This window comes from Modestobacter italicus, assembly GCF_019799965.1.
GTDB classification, from domain to species: Bacteria; Actinomycetota; Actinomycetes; order Mycobacteriales; family Geodermatophilaceae; genus Modestobacter; species Modestobacter italicus_A.
On sequence record NZ_JABGCJ010000007.1, the window covers coordinates 1 to 12,036 of the forward strand.

Consider the following 12,036-nt stretch of genomic DNA (forward strand, 5'->3'; position numbering starts at 1 on the left):
GCAGTGCCCAGGGATTTGTTACTTGGCACTGACTTTCGGCACGCTGTTGAGTTCTCAAGGAGCGGACGCGCACGAACCCCGACCAATTTCTTGGCCGTTCTTCGTGGCGGTGATTTCCACTCTACACCAAGTTCCGCAGCAGTCGAACCTCAGGGGCTCGTCCGGCGGTTTCCCAGGCCTCGCGGCCCGGTCCGTTCTCGCTTGGTGCATGGAGAACGATACACGCCCTCAGAGGGGCCCTGCAGGGGGGGCCCGCCGGGGGTCTTCGACCGACCCCTCGACCCTCCTGACCTGCGACAAGGCCCGTCAGGCCACCCCGCGGGGGCGGTACTGGACGCTCACCCGCGGGCCGACGGGCTTGGTCGTCTTCGGGATGCAGTGCTCCCAGGTGCGTTGGCACGAGCCGCCCATGACGACGAGGTCGCCGTGGCCGAGGGTGAACCGGAGGCTCTCCCCGCCGCCGACGGGTCGCAGCATCAGCGGACGCGGCGAGCCGAAGGACACGATGGCGACCATCGTGTCCTCGACACGGCTCCGGCCCACCCGGTCGCCGTGCCAGGCCACGCTGTCCCGGCCGTCCCGGTAGAGGCACATGCCCGCGGTGACGAAGGGCTCGCCGAGCTCCGGCCCGTAGTGGCGGTTGAGCGCAGTACGGGCATCGGTGAGCGCGGCGTGCGGCAGGGTCTCCTCCCCGCCGTACCAGCGGAGCAGTCGGGGCACCGCGACCTCGCGGTCGTACATCCGCCGGCGGTCAGCCCGCCAGCCGATGTCACCGAGCAGCACGTCGAGCACGAGGTCGGACCCCTCGACCCAGCCGGGCAGGTGGTCCACCCAGGCTCCCCGGGTCAGCTGGTGCCGGGTGACCCGCCCCCTCAGGGGGGTGAGAGCGGCCTCCTCGGAGACGTCCCACATCGACGGCTGGTGCGCGAGCGACATGGGGCGAGGCTACCCCGGGTTTCGCACAGGTGTTCGAAACCCTGTGGACAACGGCCGTGCCCACCGGCCCCCTCGCAGGGTCCGGCGCCGAGCTCGCGCGGCGCGGGGGGCGAGGGGGCCTCTCGTCAGGCGCTGAGGGCCAGCGCGAAGGGCAGCACGGAGCCGGCCCCGGCCAGTCGGAGCTCCCGCCCGGCGACGGTCATGGTCCAGCGCGAGTCGGCCAGGTCGTCGACGAGCAGCACCGGGGCGTCCCCGAGCTCGGCGAGCCGCGCGCGCAGTTCCGGACCCACGACGATCCGCTGCCACACCCCGGCGAGACGGAAGGCGCTGTTGCCACCCGGCCCGCCGGTCGGGCCGCCGTGGGCCAGGTCGAGCGTGCCCAGGTACGGCAACCGACCGACCCGGGCCAGGCCCTGGGCCACACCGGTCACCAGGGCGGGCCGGCGCCGGGACGGCATGGCGACCACCGCACCCGGGCGCCGGGCCCAGTCCCAGGCACCGAGCACCCGGGCGCAGGCCTTGAGCAGTTCGTCGTCCGGCGGGGCATCGTTCGCCCGGCCGGGGCGGATCACCCGGTGGCTGACCTCCAGGGCGGCGTCCGGGTCCTCCTCGAGCGGCGGGGCCTCGAGGTCGTCGGCCAGGGTGGCGACCCCGCCGACGCCGTCGTCCCCCAGCAGGGTTCGCAGCCGCTGACCCCAGCCGAGGTCGGTGAGCCGGGCCACCGCCCGGCCGGTGGCGATCTGCTCCCCGGACGCGATCTTGCCCTTCACCTCGACGCCGAGCCGGTCCGCCCCGGTGGGCCACTGGGCGCGGGGCGCGAGCTCCACGCCGGGCCGGTCCAGACGGGCCGAGGCCGCCTCCGACGCGGCGGCCGGGACGTCGGTGGCGTACCAGGGGCCGGCGCACACGTCGCAGCGGCCGCAGGGGGCAGCGGTCGGGTCGTCGAGTGCCTCCTGCAGGAAGGCCATCCGGCACTCGGCCTTGTCGACGGGCTTGGCGTAGTCGAGCATCGAGCGCTGCTCGGCCTCCCGGGTGGCGGTGACCCGCGCGTAGCGGTCGGCGTCGTAGACCCAGGGGACGCCTGTGGACCGCCACCCGCCCTGCACCCGCTCCACGGCCCCGTCGACGGCGAGCACCTTGAGCAGCAGCTCGAGCCGCGACCGGCGGACGTCGGCCACGGTCTCCAGCCGGGCCACCGACCAGGCCTTGCCGTCGGCCATCGCGGTGAGCACCGCGGCCGCGTGGTCCTCCCGCGGCATCGACGACGTGGCGAACCACTGCCAGATCGCGATGTCCTCCGGGCCGGGCAGCAAGAGCACGTCGGCGTGCTCGACGGCCCGGCCGGCACGGCCGACCTGCTGGTAGTAGCTGACCGGGGACGACGGCGCACCCAGGTGCACGACGAACCCGAGGTCGGGCTTGTCGAAGCCCATGCCGAGCGCGGAGGTGGCGACCAGGGCCTTGACCCGGTTCTCGCGCAGCGCCTCCTCGGCGTCCTTGCGGTCGGCGTCGTCCAGCCGCCCGGTGTAGGCGCGCACCTCGTGGCCGGCGTCGCGGAGCAGGGCCGCCGTCTCCTCGGCCGCGGCGACGGTGAGCGTGTAGACGATGCCGCTGCCCGGCAGGTCGCCCAGGTGCGCGGCCAGCCAGGCCAGCCGCGCCCGGTCGGTGTCCAGCCGCAGGACGCCCAGCCGCAGTGAGTCGCGTGCCAGCGGGCCGCGCACCGTGGTGACGTCGACCCCGCCGGCGCCCAGCTGCTCGGCGACGTCGGCGACCACCCGTTCGTTCGCCGTCGCGGTGGTGGCCAGGACCGGGGTGCCGGCGGGCAGCTGACCGAGCAGGTCGCGGATGCGCCGGTAGTCGGGGCGGAAGTCGTGGCCCCAGTCGGAGACGCAGTGCGCCTCGTCGACCACGAGCAACCCGCACCGGTCGACCAGGCCGGGCAGCTGCTCGTCGCGGAAGCGCGGGTTGGTCAACCGCTCGGGGGAGACCAGCAGGACGTCGACGTCGTCCGCGGCGAGCCGGGCGTTGACGTCGTCCCACTCGGTGACGTTGGAGCTGGAGATCTCCACCGCCTTGATGCCGGCCCGGGCGGCCGCGGCGACCTGGTCGCGCATCAGCGCGAGCAGCGGGCTCACCAGCAGGGTGGGGCCGGCGCCACGGCGGCGCAGCAACGCGGTGGAGACGAAGTAGACGGCGGACTTGCCCCAGCCGGTGCGCTGCACGACCAGCGCGCGCTGGTGCCGCTCCACCAGCGCGGTGACGGCGGCGTCCTGCCCCTCCCGGAAGACGGCGTCGGCGCGGCCGGTGAGCTCACGCAGGACGCCGAGTGCCTCGTCGGCCAGATCGGTCTCGACAGCGGTGCTCATGCACCCGACCGTAGGCGGCGGCACCGACATCCCGGACCTGGGCGCGCGCCGGCTGTGGACGACCGGTTGGATGGGCACCGATGCTGCCGCCCGACAACCACGTGCACTCGGAGTTCTCGTGGGACACAGGACCCCGGGCCTCACTGCTGCGCGCCTGCCAGCGGGCGGTGGAGATCGGGCTGCCGGCCATCGCGTTCACCGAGCACCTGGACTTCACGGTCTGGGACGCCGCCGACCGGGCGACCGCCCGCGGGCTCACCGACCGGCACCCGGCCAACCAGCTGCCGATCGACGTCGACCTGTACGCCGAGACGATCTGGGAGGCCCGGCAGCGCTTCCCGACGCTGCGGGTCTGGTCCGGGGTCGAGGCCGGCGAACCGCACCTGTTCGGGGCCAGCGTGGACGCGCACCTCACCAACTCACCGGTGGACCGGGTCCTGGGATCGCTGCACTCGCTGCCGGTGGACGGGCGGCTGATGGGGGTCAACCGGCTGCTGCACGCACCGGGCGTCGACGTGATCGAGACGATGCGCCGCTACCTCACCGAGATGGTCACGATGATCGAGACGAGTGACGTCTTCCAGGTGCTGGCGCACTGCGACTACCCGCGGCGCTACTGGCCCGGCGGGCGCGACCAGTACCCGGAGGCGCTCTTCCAGGAGGAGTACCGCGCCGTCTTCCGGGCCCTGGCCGCCAGTGGACGGGCCCTCGAGGTCAACACGACCAGCCCGCTGTGGTCGGTGGAGCTGCTCCGCTGGTATCGCGAGGAGGGTGGCGCCGCGGTCAGCTTCGGCAGTGACGGGCACCAGCCGCACCTGGTGGGGCAGCGGTTCGACCTGGCGGTCGACGTCGTCGAGCAGGCGGGCTTCCGCCCGGGCCGCGACCGCTTCGACTTCTGGCGCCGGTGAACCGGCTCCGGGACGAACCGAGAACCATTGGTCTCGATCGGGTCGTACACCGCCGATGACAGGGCCATGACCGCTCCGGCAGCCCCTCAGGACGTCACCGACGCCGACGTCCCCTTCGGCCCGCTCACCTTCGTGCAGGAGATGACCCGCGCCGGCCACGCCACGATCGCCCAGCTGCACGACGAGGCGATGGCGGCCATCGCGGCACTGGCCGAGAGCTGGGACCAGCCGGCGGCTGGTGCGCGGGTGCTGCGGATGAGCGACCGGCCGGCCGTGCACGTGCGGCCGGTGGGCACCGCCGCCGCCTGACCTGCCGGGTCCTGCTGATCCGGAGAAGTCGCAGCAACTACTTCACCGCTAAGGCAATCTGCGGCTAGGGTCGCGCAATGACCCTCCCGCGTCGCGTCGTCATCGCGCTCGGCGGGAACGCCATGACCGGCCCCGACGGGTCGGCCACCCCCGGCGCGCAGCGCGACGCCATCGCCGGCGCCGCCCGGCACGTGGCCGCCGTCGTCGCCACCGGCGCGGAGGTCGTGCTCACCCACGGCAACGGCCCGCAGGTCGGCAACCTGCTGGTCAAGAACGAGCTGGCCGCGCACGAGGTGCCGCCGGTGCCACTGGACTGGAACGTCGCGCAGACCCAGGCGACCATCGGCTTCACCCTCGCCGACGAGCTCGACGCCGCCCTGGCCGCCCTCGGCTCGAGCAAGCGCACCGCGGCCCTGGTCACCCGCACGCTCGTCGACCCGGCCGACCCGGGGTTCCGCACGCCGACCAAGCCGGTCGGCCGGCACCTGCCGCGCGAGCGGGCCCAGCACTTCATCGACCTCGGCCAGGTCTGGGAGGACCGCGGCGAGCGCGGCTGGCGGCGGGTGGTCGCCTCCCCCGAGCCGCTGTCGGTGGTCGACGTCCCGGCCGTCTCCGCACTCAGCGCCGCCGGTTTCGTCGTCGTCTGCGCCGGCGGCGGTGGCGTCCCGGTGGTGGGCGACGGGCGGGACGGCGCGGCGCTGCGCGGCGTGGAGGCGGTCATCGACAAGGACCTCACCGCGGCGCTGCTGGCCCGTGAGCTGGGCGCCGACACCCTGGTGATCGCCACCGACGTCCCGCACGTGATGGTCGACTTCGGCCGCCCGGACGCCCGGCCGCTGGGCCGGGTGACCGCCCCGGAGCTGCGTGCGCACGCGGCGGCCGGCCAGTTTGCCCGCGGCAGCATGGGCCCCAAGGTCGATGCCGCGCTCCGGTTCGTCCAGCAGGGCGGCGACCGCGCCGTCATCACGTCGCTGGAACACATCTCCGACGCCGTCGCCGGTGACGACGTCGGAACCGTCCTCACCGCATAGGAGAAGCCGTGCCCGCACCGATCGAGGTCCGCAAGGTCCCGCTGCACAACGTCAGCGACGCCTCCGAGCTCGCCAAGCTCATCGACGACGGCGTCATGGAGGCCGACCGGGTCATCGCCGTCATCGGCAAGACCGAGGGCAACGGCGGGGTCAACGACTACACCCGGATCATCGCCGACCGCGCCTTCCGTGAGGTGCTGCTGGAGAAGGGCACCCGCAGCAAGGAGGAGGTCGGGGAGATCCCGATCGTCTGGTCCGGCGGCACGGACGGCGTGATCAGCCCGCACGCCACCATCTTCGCCACGCTGCCCGAGGACGCGGTGGAGAAGACCGACGAGCCGCGGCTGACCGTCGGCTTCGCGATGAGCGAGGTGCTGCTGCCCGAGGACATCGGCCGGCTGACGATGGTGGAGAAGGTCGCCGAGGGCGTGCGCCGGGCCATGGCCGAGGCGGGCATCACCGACCCGGCCGACGTCCACTACGTGCAGACCAAGACGCCGCTGCTGACCATCGAGACGATCCGCGAGGCGAAGTCGCGCGGGCAGGAGACGTACTACGACGAGCCGCACGGCTCGATGGACCTCTCCAACGGCACCACCGCACTCGGCATCGCGCTGGCGCTCGGCGAGATCGAGATGCCGGAGCAGAAGCAGGTGATGCGCGACTTCTCGCTGTTCAGCGCGGTCGCGTCCTGCTCCTCGGGCGTGGAGCTGGACCGGGCGCAGATCGTCGTCGTCGGCAACGCCCGCGGGCACGGCGGCAACTACCGGATCGGCCACTCGGTGATGAACGACGCCCTCGACCAGGACGGGATCTGGAACGCCATCCGGGACGCCGGCCTCGACCTGCCGGAGCGGCCGCACACCTCCGACCTCGGCGACCGGCTGGTCAACGTCTTCCTCAAGTGCGAGGCCGACCCGACCGGCTACGTCCGCGGCCGGCGCAACGCGATGCTCGACGACTCCGACGTCTTCTGGCACCGGCAGATCAAGGCCACCGTCGGCGGCGTCGCCGCCTCGGTGACCGGCGACCCGGCGGTGTTCGTGTCGGTGGCCGCGGTGCACCAGGGTCCCTCGGGTGGCGGCCCCGTCGCCGCCATCGTCACGGCGTAGCGGGACGACGAACGGCGCCGGTCGGGGACGTCCCCGACCGGCGCCGCTGTCGTGTCAGGGCAGCTTCAGGCGATGCAGCTGGTGTCCTCGGCGGTGCGCTCGCTGGCGGCGTAGACGTCACTGGACGTCTCCGTGACCGGCGCGCTGACGGCAGCGCCGATCCCGGCGAAGTCCGAGCCCAGCACCAGCTGCACCGTGCCCGCGGCGAGCGTGTCGTCGACGGTCACCGCCGCGCCGGGCACCTGGGCGGCCACCGCGGCCGCCAGCGCCTCGTCCCCGGACGCGTGGCTGATCGTCGTGACGTCGGTGGCGTCGGCGTTGCCGCCGCTGCCGGCGTCGAAACCGGCCGCGGCCAGGGCGTCGGCGGCGGTCGCCGCGGCGCCGGTGACGCCGGAGCCGTTGAGCACGCTGACCGTGACGTCGGCGGGGTCGGCCGTCTCCACCGGCGCCGCGGACGGCGCCGGCTCCGGATCGGCGCTCAGTGAGGCGAAGAAGGCCTTCATGGCCGCCGGGTCGACCGGCTCCAGCACGTCACCGGCGTCCTCGGTCGCGGACACCAGACCCGGGATGGTCTGGAAGGTGATGTCACCGGGCTGCACCGACTGCATCTGCGCGGCCAGGTCGAACAGGCTGAGGCCATCGTCGACGGTGACGCTGGTGCCGACCTGCTCGATCACCTGGCGCTGCTTGGCCGGGTTGAGCAGCAGGTCCTCGGACAGCACGTTGCGGATCAGCCCGGCGAGGAAGACCTGCTGGCGCACCTGCCGGTCGATCTCGCTGTTCAGGCCGTGCCGCTGGCGGACGAAGGCCAGCGCGTCGGCACCGCTGATGGTCTGCACGCCGGCCGCGAAGTCCGCCCCGGACGCGGGGTCGGTGGTGGCCTCGCACAGGTTCACCTCGACGCCGCCGACGATGCTGCTGATGTTGATGAAGCCGAGCAGGTTGATCTCGGCGTAGTGGTCGATCTGGACGCCGGTCGCGCCGCTGATGGTCTGGATGAGCAGCCGGGCACCGGCCGCGTCCTTCTCCGCCTCGCTGCCCTCTGCGGCGGCGTAACCGCGTCCGAAGGCGGAGTTCAGCTTGGACTCCCCGTGGCCGGGGATCGAGACGTAGAGGTCGCGCGGGATGGAGACGAAGGCCGCGGCCGAGCCGTCCGCCGGGACGTGCGCCAGGATCATCGTGTCGGTGTTCAGCAGCCCGTCGGGGTCGCCGGTGCTGAACTCCTGGACCTGTTCGGGGGTCAGCCCGGCGCGCGAGTCGCGCCCGACCAGCAGCAGGTTCATCGCCTCGCCGGCGTGGTCGCCGCCCTGGGCGTCGGTGTTGCCGTCGGCGGGGATCGCATCCGTGCGGCCGACGGCCGCCTCGGCCACCCGCCCCAGGTACCAGCCCCACCCGCTGCCGGCCAGCACGAGCACGGAGAGGACGGCGGCCAGCGCCCGGACCACCGCTGCCCACCCACGGCGGGGCCCTGGCCCGGACGGCGCCCCCCGGGACCTGCTCCGGCCGGCCCGCGGGTCCAGCCGTGGCGGCAGGCCCGGTGCAGCCTCATCACGTGACATGGCTCGCCTCCGGCGCCTCTCGTGATCGACGGTCCGTCCCGAGCGTGGCACATCCCGCCGGATCGGCGGTCGGGGCGCGCCACCCACCCCAGGTCAGGGCAGGATCGCGTCCACGTAGCCGCCGTCGACCCGCAGCGCGCCGCCGGTGGTCGCCGACGCCAGCGGCGAGGCCAGGTAGACGCACATGTTGGCGATCTCCTCGGGCTCGATCAGCCGCTGGATCAGCGACTGCGGGCGGTGCAGGCGCATGAACTCGTGCTGCGCCTCGTCCCAGGGCAGGTCGCTGTCGACGAGCGAGTAGACGAAGTCCTCGACGCCGGCGGTGTGCGTCGGGCCGGCGATCACCGAGTTCACCGTCACGCCCGAGCCGGCGGCCTCCTTGGCGAAACCCCGGGACACGGCGAGCAGCGCGGTCTTCGACACGCCGTAGTGGATCATCTCGGCCGGGATCGCCACCGCCGAGTCGCTGGCGATGTACTGGATGCGACCCCAGCCGCGCTCCCGCATGCCGGGCAGGTAGGCGCGGGTCAGCCGGACCCCGGTGAGCACGTTCGTCTCGAAGTACTGGCGCCACTCGGCGTCGGTGATCTCCAGGGCCGGCTTGGCGCCGAAGACGCCCAGGTTGTTGACCAGGACGTCGACGTCCGGCACCGCCTCCAGCAGGTGCGCCGTCCCCTCGTCGGTGGTGACGTCACCGGCGACGGCCGCGACCTCGCCGTCGATGCCGGCGGCGGCCGCCTCGAGCTTCGCGGCGTCGCGGCCGGTGAGGACGACGGCGGCCCCCGCCGCCGCCAGTCCGGACGCGATCGCCAGGCCGATGCCCTGCGACGAGCCGGTGACGAGGGCCTTCTTGCCGGTGAGGTCGATGCGCACGACCACTGGCAAGGCGGTGCCGGGCCGAGGTGTTCCCTCCGGGAGACCCCTACGCGACCGTGGCCTCCAGCGTGACCGGCACGTTGCCGCGGGTGGCGTTGGAGTAGGGGCAGACCTGGTGTGCAGCCTCGACCAGCTCGTCCGCGGTCGCCTGGTCGACGCCGCCGAGCTCGACGTGCAGGGCGATCTCCAGGCCGAAGCCACCGGCGTCGTTCGGGCCGATGCCGACCTCGGCGGTCACCCCGGCATCGCTGATCGGCGTCTTCCGCTTGCGGGCCACCATCTTCAGCGCGGACAGGAAGCAGGCGGCGTAGCCGGCGGCGAAGAGCTGCTCGGGGTTCGTCGCCCCGCCCTCGCCGCCCATCTCCTTCGGCGCGGCCAGGTCGAGGTCGATCAGCCCGTCGGAGGAGCGGGTGTGGCCGTTGCGGCCGTCCCCGGTGGCGGTGGCGACGGCGGTGTAGACGGCGGGCATGGGACCTCCTGGTATCGGGTTCGAGTCCGTGTCCTGCCCGGTCGTTGCTCAGTCCAACCGGCGCGGGGGTGTGACCGCGGGCAGGTCGGCCGCGGGTCAGACCTCGGTCAGGTGACGGGGCGGGACGGCGTCGACCAGCCAGACCCCGTTGGCCGAGCGGGTGAAGACGGCGCCGTCCCGGACCACCGCCGCGGCGTCCACCCGGAGCACCACCGGCCGGCCCCGCCGGGCACCGACCGCCCGGGCGGTGTCGACGTCCGGGCTCAGGTGCACCGCGTGCCGGTTCCCCGGCCGGAGCCCCTGGGCCCGGATGGCGGCCAGGAACCGCTCGACGGTGCCGTGGAAGAGCTCGTCGGGCGGGACCGCGGCGACGTACCCGAGGTGGACCGGGATGCTGTGCCCCTGGCTGGCCCGGATCCGGGTCCCTGTGTCGTCGAAGGCGAATCGCTGCTTGTCGTTGCGGGCCACCACCTCGTCCAGCTCGGCCCTGGTCAGGCGCAGGGCCGTCAGCAGGTCGTCGACGGGCACCCAGCCGGCGTCGTCCGGGGTGAGCCCCACGGCGTCCGGCCGGTGCCGCAGCACGTGGGACAGCCGCTTGCTCACCCGGACGACGTCCGGCCCGGGGCGCTCAGGCCGCGCGGCCACCCAGCTCTGCCTTCACGTCGGCGGCGTACCGGTCGACGTACTCGGCGCCGGAGAGCCGCTGCAGCTCGGCCATCACCCGGTCGGTGACGCTGCGCAGGACGGCGCCGTCCTCGGCCGAGGCCGCCTGGCCGGAGAAGTCCAGTGGTGCACCGAACCGCACCACCACCCGACCGGGCCGGGGCAACCGGGCACCCGTGGGGTACAGCGCGTGGCTGCCGATCACGGCGACCGGCACGACCGGGACCCCGGTGGCCAGCGCGAGCCGCGCCACGCCCGTCTTGCCGCGGTGCAGCCGACCGTCGGGCGACCGGGTGCCCTCCGGGTAGATGCCGAGCAGCCCCCCGTCGGCCAGCACCTCCCGCCCACGCCGCAGCGCCGCCTCCGCGGCCGTGGCGCCGCCGCGGTCCAGCGGCACCATGCCGATGCCCTCCAGCAGCAGGCGCATGACGTGTCCCAGGAGCCCAGGGCGGGTGAAGTACTCGCTCTTGGCCAGGAAGGTCACCCGCCGGCGGGTGAGCAGCGGGGGGAAGAACTGGTCGAGGGTGGAGGGGTGGTTCCCGGCGAGGATCACCGGACCGTCGGCCGGCAGGTGCTCGATCCCCTCCACCCGGGTGCGGAACATCCCCAGGACCAGCGGACGCGCCAGGGCGCGGACGACCGGGTAGGCGTCCACGGTCAGCGCTCGTCCGGCGCCCTGCCGGCGTGGTCGACCAGCTCCGCGGCGCTGTCCGGCGTGCCGTGCGCCCGGGCGCACGAGGCGCAGCAGAAGAAGACGCCGTCGGCCTCGACCCCGTGCCCGACGACCTTGACCCCGCAGTGCTCGCACACCGGGGCCAGGGCGTGGATCGCGCACTCGAAGCTGTCGAAGGTGTGCACCGCCCCGGCGGCGTGCACCTCGAAGCTGAGCCGGTAGTCGTTCCCGCAGACCTCGCAGCTGGCCATGGGGTTCCTCTCGCTCGGCGGGTGACCGGGGCCGGTCACGTGCGGTCCGGACTACCCGACGACGCCGACGGGTAACAGCCGGCTCGCCCCGGGGCCGCTCCCGTGGTCAGTGCCCGGCGCGGGCCCCCTGGGCCGCCTGCACGTAGCCGACCTCGAACCCGGCGTCCGGGCCGCCGGCGAGCCGTACGGCGGAGACCCCGGCACACAGCAGGGCAGCGGCCGCGAGCGTCTCGATCAGTTCCTCGGCGTGGGAGACGAGGACGTACAGCGCGCCGTCGCCCACCGAGTCGAGCACCAGCCCACCCGCGGACTCCAGTCCGACGGCGGCGGCCAGCAGGGACGCGACGCCCAGCAGCAACCAGCGGCTCGCCGAGGGCGGCAGCCGGCGGGCCGCGACGACCGCGACGGCGGCCAGCCCGGCGGCGAGCACCAGTCCAGGGAGCACCCAGGCGAAGTGCAGGCCCCCCTCCCCTGCGCCCAGCGCCCGGCCGAGCGGCTCCAGCTGCTCGTGCACGGCGAGCAGGTCGTCCATGGACAGCAGCGCCAGGGCCGTCGCGGTGAGCGCCCACGGCCAGGCCGGCCGCCCCGCCCGGTGGGCCAGGGCACCGGCGCAGGTGTGCAGCACCGCACCGGCACTCAGCACGGAGACGTTGAACCAGGTGTGCAGGCTGCCCTCGGCGCGCACGTCGAGCAGCCGCACCAGCGGGGACGACGGGTCGCGGAGCACGTCCCACGGGGTGATCCGCAGCAGCACCAGGCTGACCGCGGCGAGCAGGCTGCCGACCGCGGCCAGGCGGAGGAAGACGAGGCCAGCCCGCCGGTCCGCCGCCGTCCGGTCACCTGACGTCCACCTGGCGTTCCCCATCTGGGCACGCTAGCCCAC

Annotated in this window: 13 protein-coding genes; 4 read left to right on the forward strand and 9 right to left on the reverse strand. The window is 73.9% G+C overall.

Annotated features, from left to right (window positions below):
- Positions 1 to 306: 306 nt before the first annotated feature.
- On the reverse strand, positions 307 to 936 hold the full coding sequence (locus HLA93_RS16505; RefSeq protein WP_222195527.1) for an alpha-ketoglutarate-dependent dioxygenase AlkB: 630 nt from the start codon (positions 934 to 936) through the stop codon (positions 307 to 309).
- A 125-nt stretch (positions 937 to 1,061) separates the two neighbouring features.
- On the reverse strand, positions 1,062 to 3,302 hold the full coding sequence (locus HLA93_RS16510) for a RecQ family ATP-dependent DNA helicase (protein WP_222195528.1): 2,241 nt from the start codon (positions 3,300 to 3,302) through the stop codon (positions 1,062 to 1,064).
- Positions 3,303 to 3,382: 80 nt separating this feature from the next.
- Between HLA93_RS16510 and HLA93_RS16515 the strand changes: the two genes are divergently transcribed.
- From HLA93_RS16515 to HLA93_RS16530, 4 genes are all read left to right on the forward strand, one after another.
- Positions 3,383 to 4,210 (forward strand): PHP domain-containing protein, encoded by an 828-nt coding sequence (locus tag HLA93_RS16515; RefSeq protein ID WP_222195529.1) that lies wholly within the window; start codon positions 3,383 to 3,385, stop codon positions 4,208 to 4,210.
- Between the two features lie 66 nt (positions 4,211 to 4,276).
- Positions 4,277 to 4,519: a hypothetical protein gene (locus tag HLA93_RS16520; RefSeq protein WP_222195530.1), complete on the forward strand. Its 243-nt coding sequence runs from the start codon at positions 4,277 to 4,279 to the stop codon at positions 4,517 to 4,519.
- Between the two features lie 77 nt (positions 4,520 to 4,596).
- On the forward strand, positions 4,597 to 5,550 hold the full coding sequence (locus tag HLA93_RS16525; RefSeq protein ID WP_222195531.1) for a carbamate kinase: 954 nt from the start codon (positions 4,597 to 4,599) through the stop codon (positions 5,548 to 5,550).
- A gap of 8 nt (positions 5,551 to 5,558) precedes the next feature.
- On the forward strand, positions 5,559 to 6,662 hold the full coding sequence (locus tag HLA93_RS16530) for a ring-opening amidohydrolase (RefSeq protein WP_222195532.1): 1,104 nt from the start codon (positions 5,559 to 5,561) through the stop codon (positions 6,660 to 6,662).
- Positions 6,663 to 6,727: 65 nt separating this feature from the next.
- Here HLA93_RS16530 and HLA93_RS16535 read toward each other — a convergent pair whose 3' ends face one another.
- The 7 genes from HLA93_RS16535 to HLA93_RS16565 all read right to left on the reverse strand — a co-directional run bounded on the left by HLA93_RS16535 (position 6,728) and on the right by HLA93_RS16565 (position 12,018).
- On the reverse strand, positions 6,728 to 8,107 hold the full coding sequence (locus HLA93_RS16535) for an LCP family protein (RefSeq protein ID WP_308128187.1): 1,380 nt from the start codon (positions 8,105 to 8,107) through the stop codon (positions 6,728 to 6,730).
- 207 nt (positions 8,108 to 8,314) lie between these two features.
- Complete coding sequence (locus tag HLA93_RS16540; RefSeq protein WP_308128188.1) at positions 8,315 to 9,100, reverse strand: SDR family NAD(P)-dependent oxidoreductase; 786 nt, start codon at positions 9,098 to 9,100, stop codon at positions 8,315 to 8,317.
- Positions 9,101 to 9,143: 43 nt separating this feature from the next.
- Positions 9,144 to 9,566, reverse strand: coding sequence for an organic hydroperoxide resistance protein (locus HLA93_RS16545; protein WP_222195534.1), 423 nt, complete (start codon positions 9,564 to 9,566; stop codon positions 9,144 to 9,146).
- Between the two features lie 96 nt (positions 9,567 to 9,662).
- Positions 9,663 to 10,211, reverse strand: a complete 549-nt coding sequence (locus tag HLA93_RS16550; protein ID WP_222195535.1) for an RNA 2'-phosphotransferase — start codon at positions 10,209 to 10,211, stop codon at positions 9,663 to 9,665.
- Positions 10,195 to 10,884: a lysophospholipid acyltransferase family protein gene (locus HLA93_RS16555; protein WP_308128189.1), complete on the reverse strand. Its 690-nt coding sequence runs from the start codon at positions 10,882 to 10,884 to the stop codon at positions 10,195 to 10,197. The genes HLA93_RS16550 and HLA93_RS16555 overlap by 17 nt, the downstream gene beginning before the upstream one ends.
- Before the next feature lie 2 nt (positions 10,885 to 10,886).
- Positions 10,887 to 11,153, reverse strand: coding sequence for a hypothetical protein (locus HLA93_RS16560; RefSeq protein WP_222195536.1), 267 nt, complete (start codon positions 11,151 to 11,153; stop codon positions 10,887 to 10,889).
- A gap of 106 nt (positions 11,154 to 11,259) precedes the next feature.
- A complete protein-coding gene (locus HLA93_RS16565; protein WP_222195537.1) occupies positions 11,260 to 12,018 on the reverse strand; it encodes a hypothetical protein in 759 nt (252 codons plus the stop codon).
- Positions 12,019 to 12,036: the final 18 nt, after the last annotated feature.